Source organism: Bradyrhizobium sp. Bra78, assembly GCF_024519855.1.
In the GTDB taxonomy this organism is placed as follows: Bacteria; Pseudomonadota; Alphaproteobacteria; order Rhizobiales; family Xanthobacteraceae; genus Bradyrhizobium; species Bradyrhizobium japonicum_G.
The window spans coordinates 112,282-132,173 of sequence record NZ_JALJRE010000011.1 but is presented as its reverse complement, the minus strand read 5'-3'; the positions used below and the strand labels follow the sequence as shown (position 1 = coordinate 132,173).

The window sequence follows — 19,892 nt, the reverse complement described above, 5'->3', positions numbered from 1 at the left end:
GTGTCACAACAACGAAGAATCCCCGAGAGGTAAGAGCCCTCCCCCCGCCTCTCCCGCAAGCGGGAGAGGGAGCGCACCGCGCTCGTGGCGAGCCTCGAGCCCTCTAGACTAATCAGGAAACCCGAACAGCCTTGCCGGATTGTGCACCAGGATCTTCTCCAGCGTGGCCTGGTCCGGCGCGTAGCGGTACATCAGCTCGAGCAGATCGGCGTCGTTGGGCGGCTGCTTCACCGAGACCGGATGCGGCCAGTCGCTGGCCCAGACGCAGCGGTCGACGGCGGCCTCAATATAGGCGCGCGCGATCGGGATCACGTCGTCGTAAGGAGCACCGAGCTTCGAGGTCTTCTCGCCAAGCGACAGCATGACCCAGAAATTGCCCTTGGCGAGCAGCTCCAGCATCTTGCGCAAATTCGGATCGTTGCTGCCGGCTTCCGGATCGGGCCGCGCCATGTGGTCGATCAGCACGGGCACGTCGAGATTCTCGTACTTGGCAACGCTGGAGACGATGCCGTCCTTCTCCGGCTGGATCTTGACGTACCAGCCGAGCTCGCGGATGCGGGCGATGGCGCGGGCGAAATCGGCGTCCGACAGCACGGCGCCGAGTTCCTGGCGGAAGCTGAAGCGGGCGCCGCGCACGCCGGCATCGTGCAGCCTGGCAAGATAGGAATCGTTCGCTTCCGCGAACACCAGAGCGTTGGCGCAGCCGCGATAGTTCGGGCCCATCGCGGCGAGGCCGTCGAGCACGACGGAATGGTCGGCGCCATAGGTGGTGGTCTGCACGATGATGCCGCGCTCGATGCCGAGCGTCTTGTGCACGCGCAGCGCCGCTTCCCAGGTGGCGGTCGGCATCCGGTAGGCCGCACCGGGACGCTCCGGATATTTGTCGATGGGGCCCAGCACGTGGAACTGGCTGTCCACGGTCTTTGGCGGCGGCGCCTTGACCGGGCGGCGTGGATTGGGATCGAACGGCAGATAGGTCGGCATGCGCAAAACTCCCTCAGTCGATCACAGCGGTGAAGTCGCACTGCACCAGCGCGCCGCCGTCCATGTTGTCCATCGGCAGCGCGTGGCGCGCCGGCCGCGAATGCTCGTCCGGAAACATCTTCAGCCACTCGACATTGACCGGCCCGCGCTGCGAGCGGTCCTTCAGCCACACCGTCATCTTGATGATGTCGTCGGTGGTGCCGCCGGCGGCCTCCACCATCGCCTTCATGTGCGCGAACATGTTGGCGCATTGGGCGTCGAGACTCTCCGGCATCGCGCCGGCCGCATCCCGGCCCAGGATGACGCCCGACATCACGAGATTGCCGATGCGGCAGGCGTTCGGGATCGGGTTGGCGTGCTTGAAGCCGCCGATGTGGATGCTCTTGCGCCGCTTCTGACTCGTCATGGTGCGCTCCCTCTCTTTTGTTGGTTCAGACGAACTGGCACGACACCGAGCCGAAGGCGCCATAGTCGGCATGAAACGTGTCGCCGCGGCGGATATCGACGGGACGCGTGAACGAGCCCGCCAGCACCACCTCGCCGGCCGCAAGATGCTCGTCATGCGGCGCGAGGCGGTTGGCGAGCCAGGCGATGCCGTTCGCCGGATGATTGAGCACGCCGGCGGCAAGCCCGGTCTCCTCGACCTCGCCGTTGCGGAACAGCAGCGCACCGATCCAGCGCATGTCCGCATCCATCGGGCGGAACGGCCGGCCGCCCAGCACCAGCGCGGCGTTGGCCGCGTTGTCCGAGATCGTGTCCATGACTTTTCGCGTCTTGCCGGTCTCGGGATCGATGCGGTGCATGCGCGTCTCCAGAATCTCCAGCGCGGGCGTCACGTAGTCGGTGGCGTTGAGCACGTCGAAGATGGTGCAGTCGGGCCCGCGCAGCGGCGCCTTCAGCACGAAGGCGAGCTCGACCTCGATCCGCGGCGCGTGGAAGCGGTCGAACGGGATCGGCGTGGCGTCGGCATAGAACATGTCGGCGAACAGCACGCCGTAATCCGGCTCGGAGATGCCAACCGCATTCTGCATCGCCTTCGAGGTCAACCCGATCTTGTGGCCCTTGATGATGCGACCGCGGCTGATCTGGAGTTTCGTCCAGGCGCGTTGGACGGCATAGGCGTCCTCGATGCTGAAATCGGGATATTCCTTGGTGAACATCGGGATCAGCGCCTTGGTGCGCTCGGCTTCATCGAGGCGCGCAGCGAGGCGTTCGATCGTGGCGGCGTCCAGCATGCTTAACTCTCCGCGGCGACTTTGTTGCGCAGCACGCCGATATGCGTGGATTCGACCTCGACGACGTCGCCGACCTTCAGCCAGCGCGGCGGGTCGAAGCGGGCGCCGGCCCCGGTCGGCGTGCCGGTCACGATCATGTCGCCGGGCTTCAGCGTGGCAAAGGTGGAGAGATAGGAGATCAGGAAATCGAACGGGAACATCAGCCGCTCGGTGGTGTCCTGCTGCCGCACCTCGCCGTTGACGCGCGTGACGATGTCATGGGGTCCGCGCGGGTCGAGCTCGTCGGCCGTGACGATCCAGGGGCCGATGCTGCCGGAGCGATCGAAGTTCTTGCCTTGCGTGACGTTGAACTTGCCGTGGCGCAGCCAGTCGCGGATCGTGCCCTCGTTGCACAGCGTCATGCCGAAGATGTGGGCGAAGGCCTTTTCGCGCGGGATGTGGCGGCCGCCCTGCCCGATCACGATGACGAGCTCGCCTTCATAGTCGAGCTGATCCGAAACCTTCGGCTTCTCGATCGGCTGGCCGGAGCCCGTCATCGAGGACATGCTGCGCACGAACAGGCTCGGATATTTGGGCAGGTCCGAACTGTCCTTGTACTCGGCATTGCGCTCGGCGTAGTTGACGCCGATGCACCAGAGCTTTTCGGGCGCCAGCACCGGCGGAAGCAGGACGAGATCCGCAAGCACGTAGTCGGGCTGCTGCCCGGCCACCGCCTCTTGCGCATCGGCCAGCGCGTTGGCCGCGATCAGCGCCTTGACGTCGGAGAAGTCGTGCCCGATGCGCTTCGTCAGATCGACGACCCCGCCATCAGCGGCAGCACCATAGCGCGGCTCTCCGTCCAACAGATAGCTCACGAGTCGCATGGTCGTTCTCTCCAATGATCTTGACGCGGTGCAGGCGAGGTGACCGCGCTCAGTCTTTCGATTTGGGGGTCTGGAAGACGGCGTTCAGCGTCACGATCTCGCCGAGGCGGGCGTAGCGCGGGCCGCCGATGCGCGCGATCGGATCGAGCGCCCTGGTCTCGACCTTGCCGTCAGTCACGAGGCCGTCGCGGAAGTGAAACATCACGACCTCGCCAACGATGAGCCGGCTGCGCGCGTCGCCGAATTCCAGGCACTGCCGGAAGCGGCATTCCATCGCGACCGGTGCTGCGGCAAGGCGCGGCACCTTGATGCGCTCGCAGCTCAGCGTTTCGAGGCCGAGCTCCGCGACCTCGCTGACTTCGGGCGGATGCTCGATCGAGCTGTCGTGCACCGCAGACATCAGCGGGGTATCGGCGATATGGATGACGTATTCCTCGGTATCGAGGATGTTGTGGGCGGTGTCCTTGTAGTCGGCGCCCTTGCGGCCGACGCTGATGGCCAGCATCGGCGGCTTCTGCGAGACGAAGGTGAAGGCGCTGAACGGCGCGAGGTTGAGCACGCCGCTCCGCGACAGGCTGGTCACCCAGGCGATCGGGCGCGGCACGACGATACCCGTCATCAGCCGGTAGATGCGCTCCGCGCCGAGCTCGCCGGGGTCGATCCGCATCGATCAGTCCGCCTTGATGTTGGCCTTGCGCACGACCGGAATCCACTTGGCGTCCTCGCGCTCGAGATAGGCCCTGAACTCGTCCGGCGTCATCGCCACGGCTTCGCCGCCAAGCTTCTCGAACCGGTCGACGACGGCGGGATCTTTCAGGATCGCGTTCAGCGCCTCATGCAGCTTCTCGACCACAGGCGCCGGCGTGCCTGCCGGCGCGAACAGGCCGGTGAAAGTCTGGCCGTCGAAATCCTTGTAGCCGAGCTCGGTGAAGGTCGGCACGTCGGGCAGCGATTTCAGGCGATGCGGGCTGGTGACGGCGAGCGCGCGGAACAGGCCGGCCTTGATGTGCTGCAGGCTGACCGTGAGCTGGTCGAACGCGAACTGCACCTGCCCGCCGAGCAGGTCGTTGACGGCAGGCGCATTGCCGCGATAGTGCGCCGTGACCCATTGCAGGCCGAGGTTGGACTGCATCAGCTCGCTGAGCAGATGGTTGGTGGTGCCCGGACCGGGCGAGGCCATCGTCAGCTTGCCGGGCTCGCGCTTGGCAAGGTCGATGAACTCCTTGAAGGTATTGGCCTGCACGGAGGGATGCACCTCGAGCACCAGCGGCGTCATCGAGATGGTCGAGATCGGCATAAAATCCTTCTTCCAGTTATAGGCGTCGCGCTTGTTGATCTCGGTCGCGAACAGCACCGGACCGTTGGCGCCGACGAACAGCGTGTAGCCGTCGGGCGCCGACTTCGCGAACGCCTCGCCCGCGATCATGCCGCCGGCGCCGGCCTTGTTCTCGATGATGAAGGGCTGGCCCAGCTTTTCCTGGAGCTTGTCGGCGATGATGCGGGCCGCGCTGTCGACGTTGCCGCCGGCGGGATAGGGGACGATCAGCTTGACGTTGCGCGCCGGCCATTGCTGGCCTGCCGCCGGTCCCGCCAACATCGCCGCTGCGGCAGCTATGGCAATCCAGATTAATCTCATGTCAACCTCCCGGCGGCGCTTTTAATTCAACGTCGAATGCCCAGACGTAGCGGATGGCAGCTCGAAAGGCATCTCGATCGGGGCGCAATCTTCAGATGCGCGCTTTACCTGTCGAGTGAATTGTGGCGTTCTTGTCCATATTATGGACAAGACGGCCTCATCGAAATCCACCCGCGTGACAGAACCGCGACAGGGCGCGCAGGCGATCCGGCGCGCGCTCGCGGTGCTGCGCATTCTTGCCGCAGGGCGCGAAGCCGGCGTGCCGCTGGCCGAGGTCGTGCAGGCGACCGGCCTCACCCGTCCGACCGTGCATCGCATCGTTCACGTGCTGATCGAGGAAGGCATCGTCGAGCGGCACGAGCGAACCGGCCGCTATGCGATCGGCAACCAGGTGCCGGAGCTGGCGCTGGCGCGGCCGCGGCCCTCCCGGCTGCTGCTCGCCGCCAATCCGTCGCTGCGGCGCGCCTCCACCGAGATCGGCGACACGCTGTTCCTGACGGTCCGGACCGGCAACGACACGCTGTGCGTCGATCGCAGGATCGGAATCTATCCGCTCCAGGTGCTGTCGATCGAAGTCGGCGCGCGCCGGCCGCTCGGCGTCTCCAGCGCAGGCGTCGCGATCCTCGCCGCGATGCCGGCGCAGGACGCGCGAAAAATCGTCGCGGCCAATGAAAAGAGGTTCGAGGCCTACCGGACCGACGTCGCAACGGTGCTCGGCGAGGTCACCGCGGCAAGACGGCTGGGATACGGCATGAGGGAGATCGGTCTCGTGCAGGGCACGAAGTCGATTTCCACCTGGATCAAGACCCCGGACGGCCGCCCCGCCGCCGCGATGACCGTCTCCGCCGTTCGGACGAGGCTCGGCCCCCGCCGCGAGCAGGAGGTCGCGGAGATCCTGTTGCGGGAGGCGCGCACGATCGAGCAGGCGATCCGCGGTTAGGGGGCGCTGTCAATGGGCTGACGTGCCCCGCGTTTTTGTGGCACAAGAGCCGCCATCGCCGAACGACCAACGAGGCCACGCATGCCCGCGCCAAAGCCGCCTGCCTTCGAGACCCTGAGCCTGCATGCCGGCCAGCATCCGGATCCTGCGACCGGCGCCCGCGCGGTGCCGATCTACCAGACCACGTCCTACGTGTTCCAGGATTCCGACCACGCCGCCGCGCTGTTCAATCTCGAGCGCGCCGGCCACATCTATACGCGCATCTCCAATCCGACCACGGGCGTATTGGAAGAGCGGCTTGCAGCGCTCGAAGGCGGTGTCGGCGCGATCTGCACCGCGAGCGGCATGGCCGCGCTGCATCTGGCCATCGCGACGCTGCTGAGCGCCGGCGACCACATCGTGGCATCGAGCTCGCTCTATGGCGGCACCATCAACCTGCTGGCGCATACGCTGCCGCGCTTCGGCATCACCACGACTTTCGTCAAGCCGCGCGATCTCGACGCGTTCCGCACCGCGATCAAGCCGAACACGAAACTCGTGATCGGCGAGACCATCGGCAATCCTGGGCTCGAGGTGCTGGACATTCCCAAGGTCGCGGCGATCGCGCATGACGCGAAGATACCGCTGCTGATCGACAACACCTTCGCCACGCCCTATCTCAGCCGCCCCATCGAGCTGGGTGCCGACATCGTCATGCATTCGGCGACCAAATGGATCGGCGGCCACGGTATCGCGATCGGCGGCGCGATCGTCGACGGCGGCCGCTTCGATTGGCGTTCATCCGGAAAATTCGGCGTGCTGACCGAGCCCTATGGCGGCTATCACGGCATCGTCTTCGACGAGCAGTTCGGCACGGCCGCCTTCATCATGCGCGCGCGCACCGAAGGCCTGCGCGATTTCGGTGCCTGCCTGTCGCCGACCAATGCGTTCCAGCTTCTCCAGGGCGTGGAGACGCTGGGCGTGCGCATGGACCGCCACATGCAGAACACGCACCTCGTGCTGGAAGCGCTGAAGGCCAACAAGGCCGTCGACTGGGTGCTGCATCCCTCGCTTGAGGACCACACCGACTACCAGCTCGCAAAACAATTGCTGCCGCGCGGCGCGGGCTCGATCGTCTCCTTCGGCATCAAGGGCGGCCGGCCCGCCGGGCGCAAGTTCATTGAATCGCTGCGCCTGATCAGCCATCTCGCCAATGTCGGCGACGCCAAGACGCTGGTGATCCATCCCGCCTCGACCACACATCAGCAGATGGACGCCGAACAGCTCAAGGCCGCCGGCATCGGCGAGGAGTTGGTGCGGCTGTCGGTCGGCATCGAGACCGCCTCCGACATCATCGACGATCTCGCGCAAGCGCTGCGCATCTCGCAAAAGGTCTAGGCCATGAAGCTCTCCGTCAACGGCGCCGAGGTGTTTGTCGCAACCGGCGGCCGCGACTTCGACAAATCCCTGCCCACGGTCGTCTTCATTCATGGCGCCGGCTTCGATCATTCGACCTGGGCCCTGCATACGCGCTGGTTCGCCCATCACGGCTTTGGTGTGCTGGCGCCCGATATGCCCGGCCATGGCCGCTCGCCCGGACCGTCACTCGCAAGCATCGCCGACATGGCCGACTGGACCGCCGCGCTGATCGATGCCGCCGGAGCTGCGAAGGCGCATCTGATCGGCCACTCCATGGGATCGCTGATCTCGCTGGAGACGGCGGCGAGGCATCCCGACAAGGTCTCTGCATTGAGCCTGATCGGCACCGCTGCGACCATGACGGTCGGGCCGGATCTGCTGAAGGCCGCCGAGGCCAACTCGCAGGATGCGAACGACATGGTGTCGATCTGGGGGCTCGGCTTCAACGCCGAACTCGGCGGCAGCCTCGCACCGGGCCTGTGGATGCATGGCGGCGCGCAGGCCGTGTTGAAGCACTGCGAGCCGGGCGTGCTGTTCAGGGATTTGTCGGCCTGCAATGCTTACGCGAACGCACTCACCGCGGCCGCTGGCGTGAAGGTACCTGCGACCCTCGTCCTCGGCGAACGGGACATGATGACGCCCGCGAAGGCAGGCAAGGCGCTCGCAGCGGCGATGCCGCATGCGAAGACTGTCGTGGTGCCGGGCGCCGGCCACATGATCATGGCCGAACGCCCGGATGAATTGCTGGCGGCGCTGAGGGGTTGAGTCCTCGCGATCAGATGGCGAAGAGTTGGGAATTCGCGCGATGGCGGCGCTCTGAAAGCACCGCCCGGACGGCGCGCTCAGCCTCGCGCGCCGAGCGGAATTGCCGTCCTTCGAGGCTGTCGAGCAGTCGCTCCGAGGAGAAGAAGCGGTAGCCGCACTCATCGCGGGTGATGATGCCGGCAGCGCGGTCGTGGATTTCGATGATGTAGGCGTTCGATCGGGATTTGTATTGGGTTTGGGACATCACTGCTCGTTCGCCCGGCGTTCCTGTCGGATTTTTAGTGGGGTGAGTTGCTGCTGGAAGGCGATCAGCAACAACAACAGGCGCCCGTTGCCGCCGAGAAACAGCGCCGCGTCATGCCCGCATGCATGTCGTCAAGGTTACGCTGGTGATCGGTTCCCATATCGCGGCATCATGCTCGATGAGCAGTTTCGATGCTGCAAATATCGAGCGATTGTCGCGATTGGTCAATGAAATGGCACTCCATATTTGGCACCGGCGCGCCGGGGCGCTTCTCCCGTCGCAAGCACCGACAGACGGATTCATCTCGCGATGAGTTCAACACGGGCATGCGGCCGGCATCGTACGCTTCCAGCAACCACAAAGCAGGCAATTCGGGAGGTCCGGAGATGACGGATGATCTGAAGGGGCGCACGGCGCTCGTCACCGGCGGCTCGCGCGGGATTGGTGCAGCCGTCTGTCGTGCTCTGGCCGCATCAGGCGCTGCCGTGGCGATCAATTGCCGCGAGCAGATCGGACAGGCCAAGCAACTGGCGGGGGAGATCAGCAAAAGCGGTGGTCGCGCCGTTGCAATTGCAGCCGATGTCTCGCAGCGCGACGCCGTGGCCGCGATGGTCGAGCGCGTCGCGGCCGAACTTGGGCCCATCGACATCCTTGTCAACAATGCCGGCATCGCGATCACGCGCGGCATCGACGATCTCACCGAAGAGGATTTCGACCGGACGATCCTGGTCAATTTGAAATCCGTCTTTCTGTGCACGCAGGCGGTGCTGCCCGGGATGCGCGCGAAAAAGTGGGGCCGCATCGTCAACATCTCCTCCGGCGCTGCGCGCGGCGCCGGCTCGATCGGGCCGCACTACAACGCGTCCAAGGCGGGCATGGAGGGGCTGACGCGCGGCTACGCGGCGCGGCTGGTCAAGGAAGGCATCACCGTCAACGCGGTGGCGCCGTCGCTGATCGAGACCGACATGATGAGCGGGCAGCCGCAACTCGTCAGCCGCATCCCGCTCGGCCGTTTCGGCACAGCGGATGAAGTGGCGAAGGCCGTGATGCTGCTGGTCGACAATGCCTACATGACCGGACAGACCATCGCGCTGAGCGGCGGGATGGCGTTCAACTAGGAGGGTGACCGTGGCCCTCCCTTCTCCTCTTGTGGGAGAGGGGAAGAAGAGATTACCACATCGTCGCGGCCGCACGCTCGGGCCAGATGCGGTCGTATTCGGCGCCGCCGACCCGGTTCTCGCTCATCTCGGCGAGAATCTGCCCCGGCGTCGGCAGCGCCTTGGGATCGACGCGCTTGTCGGGATTCCAGAGGTCGGAGCGGACGATGGCGCGGGCGCACTGGAAGTAGATCTCGTCCACATTCATCACCATCACGCTGCGCGGCGCCTTGCCCTCGACCTTGAACGACGCCAGCAGCTCCGGATCGACCGACAGATGAGCCCGGCCGTTGGCACGGACCGCATTGCCCGAGCCGGGGATCAGGAACATCAGCGACACCCTGGGATCGCGCACGATGTTGCGCAGGGAGTCGACACGATTGTTGCCGCGCCGATCCGGCAGCATCAGCGTCTTGGGGTCATGAATGCGGACGAAGCCGGGCACATCGCCGCGCGGCGAGCAGTCGATGCCTTCGGGCCCGATGGTGGCGAGCGCGGCAAACGGCGCCTTCTCGATGAAGATGCGGTAGAGCGGCGTGACGTGGTCGGCGACTTTGACGGTCGAGGCATCACCAACGGCGCCGTAGATGGCCTCTAGCTGCTCGACCGTTTCAATCACCGACATTCCGTTCTCCTTGTTGGCTATTCGTGCCAGCCTTCGTTCCTGATCACGCGCACGAGCTGGCGGCCGTGATACTCCGCACTACCCGCATTGAGGATGGTGACATCGGCACCGGCCGATGCGTCGTCAACGCTGCGGCCGAGACGGTCCGCGATGTTGCCGTCGCTGTGCCGCGCCCGGGCGGCAAGCCGCTGCGCCAGCACGTCCGGCGGCGCCGTGATCGCGACCACCACGACATGGGCGTAAGCTTGGCGCAACGCGCCGATCACCGTGCGTGAAACATTGGCGACGACGGCGCGGCCCGCCCGGATATCGTCGTTGATTTCGAGCGGCAGGGCATAGGAATGCCCGTGCGCCTGCCAATTGACGGCGAAATCGCCATGCTCACGCGCGCGGCCGAATTCCTCCTGGCTCAGCGCGATATTGTCCTCGTCGGCGGATGGCTCGCGCGTCACGACGCGGCGCGGAAAGACGATATCGTGATCGTCGACGCAGGCCGCCTGCGCAAGGCGCATCAGCGTATCCTTGCCCGCGCCGCTGGGACCGACCACGAGCACGAGCCGCCCGGGCCCGATCGCGCCGATCCTCTCGTCCGCCGCGGTCACGGTCTCGCTCATGCGACACGGCTCCCTTCGCGCCAGACGCTGCGGACCGCGGGGACGTGACCTGCGACATGCACGCGGATCAGATCGGCGCGCTTGCCGACGGCGATTTCACCGCGGTCGGACAGGCCGACCGCCTCCGCGGGTGCCTTCGTCACGGTGCGGATCGCCGCCGGAAGGCCGATGGCGGGCACATGCTCGGGCAATTGCAGCGCGGCCATGAGCAGGCTCGAGGGAATGTAGTCCGACGACAGGATGTCGAGCAGGCCTTCGCGGGCGAGATCGACCGCGGCGATGTTGCCGGAGTGCGAGCCGCCGCGCACCACGTTCGGCGCGCCCATCAGGATGTCGATGCCGGCCTGGTGCAGGCCGCGCGCAGCCTCCAGCGTGGTCGGGAATTCCGCCACGGAGACGCGATCGCGTACGGCGTCCGCGACGTTCTCCTCCGTGGTGTCGTCGTGGCTGGCGAGGGGAATCCTGTACTCATGCGCCAGCGCCACGATCTGGCGCATGTTGGTGGCGGCATAGGCCTTCTGGTACTCGAAGCGCCGCGCGAACAGCTCGTCGAGCTGGGCATCGGTCTTGCCGCCGTTCTTGCCGCGGTAATAGTCGCGCAGCTTGCCTTCGTCGCGGAACTGGCGCTGGCCGGGGGTGTGGTCCATCAGCGACATCAAGCGGACGTCGGGGCGGTCGATCAGCTCCCTGGCCTCCTCGACCACGCTCGGCATCGGGATTTCGCAGCGCAGGTGCAAGAAGTGATCGGCGCGCAACAAATCAGCGTCGCGCGCGGTCGTGATCGCGGCGGCGAGCGTGCCGGCCCGGCCGTCGACTTCCTCGGCGCCGTCCTCGCGCCAGACCCGCAGCGAGTCGAACACGGTGGTAATGCCCGAGGTGGCGAGCTGGCCGTCATAGGAGACGACGGCGGCGACCGGATTCCAGAACACTTTTGGCCGCGGCACGTAGTGCGCTTCGAGATGGTCGGTGTGGAGCTCGATCAGGCCGGGCATGATCAGGTCGCCGCCGGCATCATCAGCGCCCGAAGGCGCCCTGCCCTCGCCGATCTCGGCGATGCGTCCGTCGGCCAGAGCGAGCCAGCCCTGCTCGATCACCCGGTCGGCCAGCACGATCCTGGCGTTGGCGATCAATGTGTCCTTCGGCTTGGCGTTCATGTCCATTCCCTTCAGGCCGCAGCGGCGAAGCTGGTGACGTCGACGATGCGGTCGGCAATCAGATGACGGATTTCGTCGTCGTGGACAATGGCGACCATGGCGACGCCCTGGCGCTTCTTTCCGGCGATCAGTTCGACGACGACGGCACGGTTGGCGGCATCCAGCGAAGCGGTGGGCTCGTCCAGTAGAAGGATCGGCAGCTCCGAGATGAAGCCGCGCGCGATGTTGACGCGCTGCTGCTCGCCGCCGGAGAAGGTCGCGGGCGGGAGCTGCCAGAGCCGCTCGGGGATGTTGAGACGATGCAGCAATTCGCCGGCGCGGACTTGCGCCTCCGCACGTGCAAGGCCGCCTGCGATCAGCGGCTCGGCGACGACGTCGATGGTCGCGACCCGCGGCACCGCGCGCAGGAACTGGCTGACATAGCCGATGGTGGCGCGGCGGACGTTGAGGATCTGTCGCGGCTCGGCGGTGGCAAGATCGATCAGCGCGCCGCGATGGCGGATGCCGATCCGCCCGGAGTCGCAGCGATAGTTGCCGAAGATCATCTTCAGGATCGACGATTTGCCGGCGCCGGACGGGCCCGACAGCACGACGCACTCGCCAGGGTCGACGCGAAACGTCACGCCGCTGACGACGGGCAATTCGATGCCGCCCTGCAGGTGCATCGTGAACGTCTTGTTGGCGTCGGCGACGTCGATCATGGCGGTCATTGCAGGGCTCATATTGGGAGGCTCATACTGGAAGGCTCATGGCGGCAGAATCGAGGAGACGAGGAGTTGGGTATAGGGCTCGCGGGGATCGTCGAGCACCTGGTCGGTGAGACCGGTCTCGATGACGCGGCCGCCCTTCATCACCATCACGCGGTGCGACAGCAGGCGCGCGACCGCAAGATCGTGGGTGACGATGATGACGGCGAGGTGCAACTCGGCAACGAGGCTGCGCACGAGGTCGAGCAGGCGGGCCTGCACCGAGACGTCGAGGCCGCCGGTCGGCTCGTCCATGAACACCAGCCGGGGCTCGGTGACGAGGTTGCGCGCGATCTGGAGACGCTGGCGCATGCCACCGGAATAGGTGCGCGGCGCATCGTCGATGCGGGTGATGTCGATCTCGACGCGGCTCAGCCAGTCGGAGGCGGTATCGCGGATGCGGCCGTAGTGATTCCAGCCGACCGCCATCAGCCGCTCGCCGACATTGGCGCCGGCCGAAACCGCCATGCGCAGGCCCTGCGCCGGATCCTGGTGGACAAAGCCCCAGTCGGTGCGGAACAGAAAGCGCCGCTCGGCTTCGCCGAGGCTCGTGAGATCGCGGGTGACGCCGTCGCGCATCCGGTACGAGACCTGGCCGGCGCTCGGCGTGAGCTGTCCTGACAACATCTGCAGCAAGGTCGACTTGCCCGAGCCGGACTCGCCGACGATCGCCAGCACCTCGCCGGGATAGAGCGCGAACGAGACGTCGCGGCACGCGGCGATGCGGCCATAGGACTTGCTGAGGGATTCGGCGACCAGCAGCGGCTGGTCGTTTTCGAGCACGTCGAGATCAGCCATGTGGGCCAGCCTTGTCCTTGTACGGCGCGGCGCTGAGGCTGCCGTGATGGCCGACGGCCTGGCGGCCCTCGCAATAATCAGTGTCCGAGCAGACGAACATGCGGCTGCCCTGGTCGTCGGTCACGATCTCATCGAGATAGGAATTCTCGGTGCCGCACAGCGCGCAGGGCGCGTTGAAGCGATACGGCTCGAACGGGTGATCCTCGAAATCGAGCGACACGACCTGCGTATAGGGCGGAATGGCGTAGATGCGCTTCTCGCGGCCGGCGCCGAACAATTGCAGCGCCGGGCAATTGTCCATCTTGGGATTGTCGAATTTCGGCGTCGGCGACGGATCCATCACGTAGCGCGCGTTCACCTTCACCGGATAGGCGTAGGCCGTCGCGATGTGGCCGAAGCGGGCGATGTCCTCGTAGAGCTTGACGTGCATCAGGCCGTATTCGGCCAGCGCGTGCATGCGCCGCGTCTCGGTCTCGCGCGGCTCGAGGAAGCGCAAGGGCTCGGGGATCGGCACCTGGTAGACCAGCACCTGATTCTCGTGCAGCGCCGTCTCCGGGATGCGGTGACGAGTCTGGATCACGGTCGCATCAATCGTTGCCGTCGTCGTCGCGACGCCGGCCGTCTTGGCGAAGAATTTTCGGATCGAGATCGCGTTGGTGGTGTCGTCGGAGCCCTGGTCGATCACCTTCAGCACGTCCTGGGGCCCGAGGATCGCCGCGGTGACCTGCACGCCGCCGGTGCCCCAGCCATAGGGCATCGGCATTTCGCGGCTGGCGAACGGCACCTGATAGCCCGGGATCGCGATCGCCTTGAGGATCGCGCGGCGGATCATCCGCTTGGTCTGTTCGTCGAGATAGGCGAAATTGTAGGCGGGCGCGTTCATTCCGCGGCCTCCTTCATGGCATCGGGCGCATTGGCCTTCGCAAACGCTTCAGAAAATTCTTGGCGCAGCTTGCGGAGCAGGCCGAGCTCGGACTGGAAGTCGACGTAGTGCGGCAGCTTCAGATGCTCGACGAAGCCGGTCGCCTGGACGTTGTCCGAATGCGACATCACGAATTCTTCATCTTGCGCCGGTGCCAATGCCTCCTCGCCCAGTTCGCGGGCGCGCAGCGCGCGGTCGACCAGCGCCATCGACATCGTCTTGCGCTCGCTCTGGCCGAAGGCGAGGCCATAGCCGCGGGTGAAGCACGGGGCTTCCGTCGCGGAGCCCTTGAACTGGTTGACCATCTGGCACTCGGTGAGCTCGATGGAGCCGAGCGGCACGGCGAAGCCGACGTCCTCAGCTGCGAATTCGACCTCGACCTCGCCGAAGCGTATCTCGCCGGCGAAGGGATGGTTGCGGCCATAGCCGCGCTGGGTGGAATAGCCCATCGCCAGCAGAAAGCCTTCGTCGCCGCGCGCGAGGTTTTGCAGACGCAGGTCGCGATCCGCCGGAAAGTTCAGCGGCTCGCGGGTGAGATCGCCGACGCCCGCACCGTCCTCGGCTTGCGGCGAGGATTCGATCAGCCCGTCGCGGCCCAGAATGTCGGTCACGCGCGGCGTCGGCGCCGTGGATGCTTCGGCCGTTGCCGGTGTTTCCGGTACAAAGCCCTCGGCAAGAGACGGATCGAGCAGGCGATGGGTGTAGTCGAAGGTTGGCCCGAGGATCTGGCCGCCGGGAATGTCCTTGAAGGTCGAGGACACCCGCCGCTGCACCCGCATCGCGCTGCTATCGACCGGCTCGCTCGCGCCGAAACGCGGCAGCGTGGCGCGGAAGGCACGGACCAGGAAGATCGCCTCGATCAGGTCGCCGCGCGCCTGCTTGATCGCCAGCGCCGCGAGCTCGCGATCATAGAGCGAGCCTTCGCTCATGACGCGATCCACGGCGAGGCCGAGCTGTTCCGAGATCTGGTCGAGCGTAAGTTCCGGAACCCCCTGGTCGCCTCGACGCGCGTTGGCGAGCAGGCGATGGGCATTCTCGATGGCGCGTTCGCCGCCTTTGACTGCGACATACATGCGACTAGCTTCCCTTGTTCACGACGCGCGTGGTGCGCGGGATCGCAACCACGGCGTCATCGGCGACCAGCACCAGATCGATGCCGCGCGGAAACAGTGCCTCGTTCACACGCAAGCGCTCGAACAGGTCGAAAGGCTTGATCGACGCATGAAGCGTGGCGACACCATCGATGCCCGGGCCGCGCAGCTCGAAACCGCGGCCCGCGTCGAGGCTATCGACCTGGAGGATCAGCGTGGTCGAGCGGTCGGGATATTCGTTCGTGCCGAGCGCGAAGCGCTCCAGCGCCGGCAGCGACCCGCCGTCACTGATCAGCGCGAATGCGGCGATCGAGGAATCCTGCACCACCGGCGCGCCGGTATGAAACTTCAACCATTTCACGACATCGGAAGCTTCCGTCATCCGCGCGTCGAGCCAGAGCGGCGTGTCATGGTCGAACAGCGTCAGCGCGATCGCGGCCGTGCCGCGCATCATCGTATGAGCCGTTCCGGCCGTCGGCACGATGCGCTGGACCGAGCCCGGCCGCGCCATCGCGTCCATGACCGAACGAAAGGTCGATTGCGCCGACAGCACCTTGTCGGCGAAACCCGGGGGCAGTTCCGCAATCGTGGTCATGATCTCACCCCTCACCGCGCACCATGGTGTAGAAATCAACCTTCGTCGCAGCGGTCTCGGCCGCCGCCTGTCTGCGCCTGACCATAAGCTGCTCACGCAACGGCGCGATAATTTCGCGCTCCACCGCTGCGCCGAAATCGCTGGACTGCACCAGCGCATCGCACAGCGCGATCAGCCGCGCCTTATCGCCGTCGCGCCCGAGCGTGTAACCGAAGCCGACCTCGCCGCTCGCGAGCCGCACCGCGGCGCGCGAGACCGTGGCTTCGCCGAGATTGAACGGCGCGCCGTCGCCGCCGACCCGGCCGCGCAGCATGACGAGGCCGTTTTCCGGTGCGCGCAGATCCTGATGGGCCGGCAGGGCGAGAGCGCGGAGGCGGGCGGCGATCTCGCCCGCCTCCGCGTGCGCCAGCACGGCCATCGCGGCCTTGCGCTGGGCTTGCTGATTGTTGTGCTGGGTCACCAAATCCACCGAATGTTTCTGCAGAACTTGCCGAATCCAAGTTGTCTATGATACTAGACAACTTGATACGAGAGCGCCATGACTGTTTCGTGACAAAGATGTGATTTCTGGAGTAGCTTGCCGGCAATATGAGCATGCAGGACACAGCCTCTTCGGGCGTCGCGCTGTGGCGCCTCGTTGCCGACGGCATCGAGCGCGGCATCGCCGACGGCCGCTTTGCGACCGGCGACAAGCTGCCGGGCGAGATGGAGATTGCCGAAACCTATCGCGTGAACCGCCACACCGTGCGGCGGGCGCTGGCGGCGCTTGCCGAACGCGGCATCGTGCGCGCCGAGCGCGGCAGCGGAACCTATGTCGAGGCGCAGAAGCTCGCCTATCCGCTGCGCTCGCGGACCCGCTTCTCCGAGATCGTCGGCGCCGAGGGCCGCGAACCGCACGGCCGCCTGATCGAAGCGTCCGATGATGTCGCAACCCGCGAGGTCGCGCGTGAGCTTGGCTTGAAAGTCGGTGCGCCGCTGGTGCGGATCGAGGCGATCCGCCTCGCCGACCGGACGCCGATCTGTGTCTCCACGACGTGGCTGTCGGCCGAGCTGTTCCCGAATGCGGGAGTCGTATTCGCGGCGACGCGCTCCATGACCAAGCTGCTCGAGCATTACGGCGTCCGCGACTACCGCCGCGGCGCGACCCGCATCACCGCCGGCATCGTCGATGCGACGGACGCCGCACGGCTTGATCTGCCGCTCGGACGGCCGATCCTGGTGGTCGACGCGACCGACCACGATCTCGACGACAAGCCGCTGGTGACGAAGCATTCGCGGTTTGCGGCGGAGCGGGTGGAGTTTCTGGTGGAGTCGTAGGCTCTTCCCCTCTCTCCGCGAAACCGGAATCGTAGGGCGGGCAAAGGCGCATTGATGATCAGGCCACCGCCCGCCGCCCGATGATGGCAAAACGCAGCTTGCTCGAGATGAAATCGATCGCGGCGACTGCGACAAGGATCATCAGGATCAGGAACGACACCTTCTGCCACTCCAGCACGCGAATCTGTTCGGCGAGCTGGAGGCCGATGCCGCCGGCGCCGACGATGCCGATGATGGTGGCCGAGCGCGTGTTGGATTCGATGAAATAGAGCACCTGGCCGGCGATCACGGGCAGGACCTGCGGCAGCAGCCCGAAGCGGATCTCGTGCAGCGCGCTGCCGCCGGAGGCGCGGATGCCTTCGACCTGCTTCTGGTCAGCGCCCTCGATCGCCTCGGAGAACAGCTTGCCGAAGGCGCCGAAATCCGACACGGCGATGGCGAGCACGCCGGCGAACGGGCCGAGCCCGACGACGTTGATCCACACCAGCGCCCAGATCAGCGTGTCGACGCCGCGGATCGAATCGAGGAAACGGCGGATCGGAAAGCGCAGGATTTTCGACGGAACCACGTTGCGCGCGGCAAACAGGCTGACCGGAAGCGCGAACAGCGCAGCCAGCGTGGTGCCGAGCAGCGCAATCGAGAGCGTCTCGCCCATCGCCTTCAGATATAGCGGCAGCGACGAGCCGGGATCGGGCGGGATCATCATCATGCTGATCCAGCCGAGCTGGCTGAGGCCGTTGAAGAGCCGCGACGGAGAGAAATCGAGGTCGACGAGGCCATAGACGAAAATCGCGAACGCCGCGACGATCATCGTCGGCGTCGCGAGCCGCGCCGCGGCCGGCCGCCCGAACACATCGGGATAGCGCGCGCGCATCTGCGCGGCATCGACTTCGGGCCGCTTGCTCACGTCCGCGCCTCCTTGCCGAACAGTCGGCCGCGCACCCAGCCGGTCGTGATGTCGATCAGGAAGACCGTGACGATGATCGTCACGAGAATGGCACTGACATCGGAGTAGTAGAACTTGCGGATCGCGACGATGAGCTCCTGTCCGATGCCGCCGGCACCGACGAAACCCATCACCGAGGCCTCGCGCACATTGATCTCGAAACGCAACAGCGCGTAGCTCGCGTAGCCGGCCGAGACCTGGGGCAGGATCGCAAAGCGCATGCAGGACAGCCAGCTCGCGCCAGTCGATCGGATGCCTTCGACCGGCTTCATGTCGGCATTCTCGACGATCTCGGAAAACAGCTTTCCGAGCGCGCCTGTGGAGTGGATCGCAATCGCGAGCACGCCAGCCATCGGGCCGAGACCAAAGGCGATCACGAAGATCAGCGCGAATACGATGCCCGGCACGGTACGGGCGAACTCGAGCAGCCGCCGCACCACGAAGCGCAGCCAGGGTCCCGGCGAAGTATTCTCGGCCGCGAAGAAATTGAGCGCGAACGCGAACACCGCTCCGATCAGCGTGCCGACATAGCTGATCAGCAGGGTCTCGGCGAGCAGCTTCAGCCAATTGCGCCACCCCCAGAACCACTCGCCAAAATTGGTCCAGACCCGCTGGCCGTTGTCGAGCGTGAGAATACGGTCGAAATAGCTGATGAAATTGCCGAAATAGGTGAAGAAGGTGCGCAGGTTAACTTCGGCGCCGATCGAGGCCACGATCAGCGCAGCAACAAACAGCCCTGCACCTGCCATAAGCCGCAGGCGCTTGCGGGCAACCGCCTTGCGGTAGGCCACATTCAGCACCGCGAGCTGCTGTTCGGGGAGAATCGAAACGGCGAGCGTCATGTGTCGGGCGGTCCATCAAGAAAAAGAGCCGGGTCCATCGACCCGGCTCCAGTGCATCGTCCTGACGTGATCAGGACGCCTTCTTGCGCAGATTGTCGACGAACTTGATCAGCTCGATGGTCTTGTTGTAATCGTCATTGACGGTCGGCTCCCACGGCTTGTTCTTGCCGTCGGAGAGCTTCTTGAACGCCTCGGGATCCTTCTGCGCCGCCTCAAGGAAGGCCTTCTTGATCGCCGCCTTCATGTCGTCCGGGAGGTCGCTGAGATAGGCGTAGGGCGAGTTGATGATGAGGTCGGACTTCACGATGATGCGGAAGTCTTCCTTCTTCATCACGGTGCCGTCAGCCGACTTCACCATGCCTTTGTTGAGCATGCGGGTCAGGTTGGAATCGTCGTCGGCATTCCACCAGTTGGCGGCGACGTCGACCGTGCCCTGAGCCAGGGCCAGCACGGCGTTCTCATGGCTGCCGGTGAAGATGACCTTGGAGAAATAGGCGTCGGGATCGATGCCCATCTGGTTCAGCTTGAAACGCGGCATGTTGTTGCCTGAGGTCGAGTTCGGATCGACCAGGCCGAGATTCTTGCCCTTGAGCTCTTCGACCTTCTGGTACGGCGACTTCGCCAGCACGTAGAACACCGAGTAGTAGCCCTTCGAGCCGTCGGCGTTGACGTCGATCACGAAGGCGTCGGTCTTGACGCCGGTCAGGCGGGCGCGCGCGAACGAGGCAGGGCCGTAATAGCCGATATGGATGTTGCCGGCACGCTGGCCTTCGATGACGGCCGCGTAGTCGTTGGCGACACGCAGGGTCACCTTGATGCCGAGCTCCTTCGACAGATAGTTGACGAAAGGCCCGTAGCGCTCGGTGACGCCGGAGCCGTTCTCGGCCGGGATCACGGCGAAGGTGATCTCCGGATATTTCGTCTTCCAGTCTTCGGCGGAAGCAGATCCGGCAAAGGCGAGCGCGGCAGTGCCGGCGAGAACTAGTCTGCGAGTGATCATGGTACCCTCTCCATCGGTTG

24 protein-coding genes are annotated in these 19,892 nt (G+C 65.5%); 5 read left to right on the top strand and 19 right to left on the bottom strand.

Annotated features, from left to right (window positions below):
* Positions 1-108: 108 nt before the first annotated feature.
* The 6 genes from OC450_RS23850 to OC450_RS23825 are packed head-to-tail and all read right to left on the bottom strand — an operon-like array spanning position 109 to position 4,718.
* Positions 109-984: an amidohydrolase family protein gene (locus tag OC450_RS23850; RefSeq protein ID WP_211381115.1), complete on the bottom strand. Its 876-nt coding sequence runs from the start codon at positions 982-984 to the stop codon at positions 109-111.
* A 13-nt stretch (positions 985-997) separates the two neighbouring features.
* Entirely contained in the window at positions 998-1,390 is a 393-nt protein-coding gene (locus OC450_RS23845; protein WP_211381114.1) for a RidA family protein, read from the bottom strand.
* A gap of 25 nt (positions 1,391-1,415) precedes the next feature.
* Entirely contained in the window at positions 1,416-2,219 is an 804-nt protein-coding gene (gene hpaH / locus OC450_RS23840; RefSeq protein ID WP_211381113.1) for a 2-oxo-hept-4-ene-1,7-dioate hydratase, read from the bottom strand.
* A 2-nt stretch (positions 2,220-2,221) separates the two neighbouring features.
* Positions 2,222-3,082, bottom strand: a complete 861-nt coding sequence (locus OC450_RS23835; protein ID WP_211381112.1) for a fumarylacetoacetate hydrolase family protein — start codon at positions 3,080-3,082, stop codon at positions 2,222-2,224.
* Between the two features lie 49 nt (positions 3,083-3,131).
* Positions 3,132-3,749 carry a flavin reductase family protein gene (locus OC450_RS23830; RefSeq protein WP_211381111.1) on the bottom strand — a complete coding sequence of 206 codons (618 nt, stop codon included), beginning with the start codon at positions 3,747-3,749 and terminating at the stop codon, positions 3,132-3,134.
* Between the two features lie 3 nt (positions 3,750-3,752).
* Positions 3,753-4,718, bottom strand: coding sequence for a Bug family tripartite tricarboxylate transporter substrate binding protein (locus OC450_RS23825; protein WP_211381110.1), 966 nt, complete (start codon positions 4,716-4,718; stop codon positions 3,753-3,755).
* A 142-nt stretch (positions 4,719-4,860) separates the two neighbouring features.
* Between OC450_RS23825 and OC450_RS23820 the strand changes: the two genes are divergently transcribed.
* The 3 genes from OC450_RS23820 to OC450_RS23810 all read left to right on the top strand — a co-directional run bounded on the left by OC450_RS23820 (position 4,861) and on the right by OC450_RS23810 (position 7,821).
* Positions 4,861-5,658, top strand: coding sequence for an IclR family transcriptional regulator (locus tag OC450_RS23820; protein WP_256807332.1), 798 nt, complete (start codon positions 4,861-4,863; stop codon positions 5,656-5,658).
* A gap of 81 nt (positions 5,659-5,739) precedes the next feature.
* Complete coding sequence (locus tag OC450_RS23815; protein WP_211381108.1) at positions 5,740-7,035, top strand: O-acetylhomoserine aminocarboxypropyltransferase; 1,296 nt, start codon at positions 5,740-5,742, stop codon at positions 7,033-7,035.
* A gap of 3 nt (positions 7,036-7,038) precedes the next feature.
* On the top strand, positions 7,039-7,821 hold the full coding sequence (locus tag OC450_RS23810) for an alpha/beta fold hydrolase (protein WP_211381107.1): 783 nt from the start codon (positions 7,039-7,041) through the stop codon (positions 7,819-7,821).
* A 10-nt stretch (positions 7,822-7,831) separates the two neighbouring features.
* Here the strand turns inward: OC450_RS23810 and OC450_RS23805 are convergent, their stop codons facing one another.
* The gene (locus tag OC450_RS23805) at positions 7,832-8,065 is read right to left on the bottom strand and encodes a hypothetical protein (RefSeq protein ID WP_211381106.1); all 234 of its coding nucleotides are present in this window, start codon (positions 8,063-8,065) and stop codon (positions 7,832-7,834) included.
* Between the two features lie 386 nt (positions 8,066-8,451).
* On the opposite strand from OC450_RS23805, the gene OC450_RS23800 reads away from it, so the two are divergent.
* The gene (locus OC450_RS23800; RefSeq protein ID WP_262048788.1) at positions 8,452-9,183 is read left to right on the top strand and encodes an SDR family NAD(P)-dependent oxidoreductase; all 732 of its coding nucleotides are present in this window, start codon (positions 8,452-8,454) and stop codon (positions 9,181-9,183) included.
* Positions 9,184-9,235: 52 nt separating this feature from the next.
* Here OC450_RS23800 and OC450_RS23795 read toward each other — a convergent pair whose 3' ends face one another.
* Genes OC450_RS23795 through phnG form a run of 9 tightly spaced genes read right to left on the bottom strand, consistent with a single transcriptional unit; the run spans position 9,236 to position 16,236 of the window.
* Positions 9,236-9,847 carry a pyridoxamine 5'-phosphate oxidase family protein gene (locus tag OC450_RS23795; protein WP_211381104.1) on the bottom strand — a complete coding sequence of 204 codons (612 nt, stop codon included), beginning with the start codon at positions 9,845-9,847 and terminating at the stop codon, positions 9,236-9,238.
* 17 nt (positions 9,848-9,864) lie between these two features.
* On the bottom strand, positions 9,865-10,461 hold the full coding sequence (gene phnN, locus OC450_RS23790) for a phosphonate metabolism protein/1,5-bisphosphokinase (PRPP-forming) PhnN (RefSeq protein WP_211381103.1): 597 nt from the start codon (positions 10,459-10,461) through the stop codon (positions 9,865-9,867).
* Positions 10,458-11,615 (bottom strand): alpha-D-ribose 1-methylphosphonate 5-triphosphate diphosphatase, encoded by a 1,158-nt coding sequence (locus tag OC450_RS23785; RefSeq protein ID WP_211381102.1) that lies wholly within the window; start codon positions 11,613-11,615, stop codon positions 10,458-10,460. Before OC450_RS23785 ends, phnN begins: the two co-directional genes overlap by 4 nt.
* A gap of 11 nt (positions 11,616-11,626) precedes the next feature.
* On the bottom strand, positions 11,627-12,325 hold the full coding sequence (gene phnL / locus OC450_RS23780) for a phosphonate C-P lyase system protein PhnL (RefSeq protein WP_256807340.1): 699 nt from the start codon (positions 12,323-12,325) through the stop codon (positions 11,627-11,629).
* A gap of 36 nt (positions 12,326-12,361) precedes the next feature.
* Positions 12,362-13,159 carry a phosphonate C-P lyase system protein PhnK gene (phnK, locus tag OC450_RS23775; RefSeq protein ID WP_211381100.1) on the bottom strand — a complete coding sequence of 266 codons (798 nt, stop codon included), beginning with the start codon at positions 13,157-13,159 and terminating at the stop codon, positions 12,362-12,364.
* On the bottom strand, positions 13,152-14,042 hold the full coding sequence (locus tag OC450_RS23770; RefSeq protein WP_211381099.1) for an alpha-D-ribose 1-methylphosphonate 5-phosphate C-P-lyase PhnJ: 891 nt from the start codon (positions 14,040-14,042) through the stop codon (positions 13,152-13,154). Before OC450_RS23770 ends, phnK begins: the two co-directional genes overlap by 8 nt.
* On the bottom strand, positions 14,039-15,154 hold the full coding sequence (locus tag OC450_RS23765; protein ID WP_262048787.1) for a carbon-phosphorus lyase complex subunit PhnI: 1,116 nt from the start codon (positions 15,152-15,154) through the stop codon (positions 14,039-14,041). Before OC450_RS23765 ends, OC450_RS23770 begins: the two co-directional genes overlap by 4 nt.
* Before the next feature lie 4 nt (positions 15,155-15,158).
* On the bottom strand, positions 15,159-15,767 hold the full coding sequence (phnH, locus tag OC450_RS23760) for a phosphonate C-P lyase system protein PhnH (protein ID WP_262048786.1): 609 nt from the start codon (positions 15,765-15,767) through the stop codon (positions 15,159-15,161).
* A 4-nt stretch (positions 15,768-15,771) separates the two neighbouring features.
* On the bottom strand, positions 15,772-16,236 hold the full coding sequence (gene phnG, locus OC450_RS23755) for a phosphonate C-P lyase system protein PhnG (RefSeq protein WP_262048785.1): 465 nt from the start codon (positions 16,234-16,236) through the stop codon (positions 15,772-15,774).
* A gap of 119 nt (positions 16,237-16,355) precedes the next feature.
* Between phnG and phnF the strand changes: the two genes are divergently transcribed.
* A complete protein-coding gene (phnF, locus tag OC450_RS23750; RefSeq protein WP_211381095.1) occupies positions 16,356-17,084 on the top strand; it encodes a phosphonate metabolism transcriptional regulator PhnF in 729 nt (242 codons plus the stop codon).
* Between the two features lie 58 nt (positions 17,085-17,142).
* On the opposite strand, the gene phnE (OC450_RS23745) is transcribed toward phnF, so the two are convergent.
* The 3 genes from phnE (OC450_RS23745) to phnD all read right to left on the bottom strand — a co-directional run bounded on the left by phnE (OC450_RS23745) (position 17,143) and on the right by phnD (position 19,872).
* Entirely contained in the window at positions 17,143-17,958 is an 816-nt protein-coding gene (gene phnE, locus OC450_RS23745) for a phosphonate ABC transporter, permease protein PhnE (RefSeq protein WP_306235671.1), read from the bottom strand.
* Positions 17,959-17,987: 29 nt separating this feature from the next.
* Positions 17,988-18,872: a phosphonate ABC transporter, permease protein PhnE gene (gene phnE / locus OC450_RS23740; protein ID WP_262048784.1), complete on the bottom strand. Its 885-nt coding sequence runs from the start codon at positions 18,870-18,872 to the stop codon at positions 17,988-17,990.
* Between the two features lie 70 nt (positions 18,873-18,942).
* Positions 18,943-19,872: a phosphonate ABC transporter substrate-binding protein gene (gene phnD, locus OC450_RS23735; protein WP_211381092.1), complete on the bottom strand. Its 930-nt coding sequence runs from the start codon at positions 19,870-19,872 to the stop codon at positions 18,943-18,945.
* Positions 19,873-19,892 lie beyond the last annotated feature (20 nt).

Bases quoted from the DNA above. Each gene is read 5' to 3' on its own strand.
- OC450_RS23850 (WP_211381115.1), bottom strand. From the start codon at position 984: ATGCCGACCTATCTGCCGTTCGATCCCAATCCACGCCGCCCGGTCAAG.
- OC450_RS23805 (WP_211381106.1), bottom strand. From the start codon at position 8,065: ATGTCCCAAACCCAATACAAATCCCGATCGAACGCCTACATCATCGAA.
- OC450_RS23820 (WP_256807332.1), top strand. From the start codon at position 4,861: ATGGACAAGACGGCCTCATCGAAATCCACCCGCGTGACAGAACCGCGA.
- OC450_RS23845 (WP_211381114.1), bottom strand. From the start codon at position 1,390: ATGACGAGTCAGAAGCGGCGCAAGAGCATCCACATCGGCGGCTTCAAG.
- OC450_RS23835 (WP_211381112.1), bottom strand. From the start codon at position 3,082: ATGCGACTCGTGAGCTATCTGTTGGACGGAGAGCCGCGCTATGGTGCT.
- phnL (WP_256807340.1), bottom strand. From the start codon at position 12,325: ATGACCGCCATGATCGACGTCGCCGACGCCAACAAGACGTTCACGATG.
- phnN (WP_211381103.1), bottom strand. From the start codon at position 10,461: ATGAGCGAGACCGTGACCGCGGCGGACGAGAGGATCGGCGCGATCGGG.
- phnE (WP_306235671.1), bottom strand. From the start codon at position 17,958: ATGCGCGCGCGCTATCCCGATGTGTTCGGGCGGCCGGCCGCGGCGCGG.
- phnD (WP_211381092.1), bottom strand. From the start codon at position 19,872: ATGATCACTCGCAGACTAGTTCTCGCCGGCACTGCCGCGCTCGCCTTT.
- phnK (WP_211381100.1), bottom strand. From the start codon at position 13,159: ATGGCTGATCTCGACGTGCTCGAAAACGACCAGCCGCTGCTGGTCGCC.
- OC450_RS23810 (WP_211381107.1), top strand. From the start codon at position 7,039: ATGAAGCTCTCCGTCAACGGCGCCGAGGTGTTTGTCGCAACCGGCGGC.
- OC450_RS23765 (WP_262048787.1), bottom strand. From the start codon at position 15,154: ATGTATGTCGCAGTCAAAGGCGGCGAACGCGCCATCGAGAATGCCCAT.
- phnH (WP_262048786.1), bottom strand. From the start codon at position 15,767: ATGACCACGATTGCGGAACTGCCCCCGGGTTTCGCCGACAAGGTGCTG.
- OC450_RS23830 (WP_211381111.1), bottom strand. From the start codon at position 3,749: ATGCGGATCGACCCCGGCGAGCTCGGCGCGGAGCGCATCTACCGGCTG.
- phnF (WP_211381095.1), top strand. From the start codon at position 16,356: ATGAGCATGCAGGACACAGCCTCTTCGGGCGTCGCGCTGTGGCGCCTC.
- hpaH (WP_211381113.1), bottom strand. From the start codon at position 2,219: ATGCTGGACGCCGCCACGATCGAACGCCTCGCTGCGCGCCTCGATGAA.
- OC450_RS23785 (WP_211381102.1), bottom strand. From the start codon at position 11,615: ATGAACGCCAAGCCGAAGGACACATTGATCGCCAACGCCAGGATCGTG.
- OC450_RS23800 (WP_262048788.1), top strand. From the start codon at position 8,452: ATGACGGATGATCTGAAGGGGCGCACGGCGCTCGTCACCGGCGGCTCG.
- OC450_RS23815 (WP_211381108.1), top strand. From the start codon at position 5,740: ATGCCCGCGCCAAAGCCGCCTGCCTTCGAGACCCTGAGCCTGCATGCC.
- OC450_RS23795 (WP_211381104.1), bottom strand. From the start codon at position 9,847: ATGTCGGTGATTGAAACGGTCGAGCAGCTAGAGGCCATCTACGGCGCC.
- OC450_RS23770 (WP_211381099.1), bottom strand. From the start codon at position 14,042: ATGAACGCGCCCGCCTACAATTTCGCCTATCTCGACGAACAGACCAAG.
- OC450_RS23825 (WP_211381110.1), bottom strand. From the start codon at position 4,718: ATGAGATTAATCTGGATTGCCATAGCTGCCGCAGCGGCGATGTTGGCG.
- phnE (WP_262048784.1), bottom strand. From the start codon at position 18,872: ATGACGCTCGCCGTTTCGATTCTCCCCGAACAGCAGCTCGCGGTGCTG.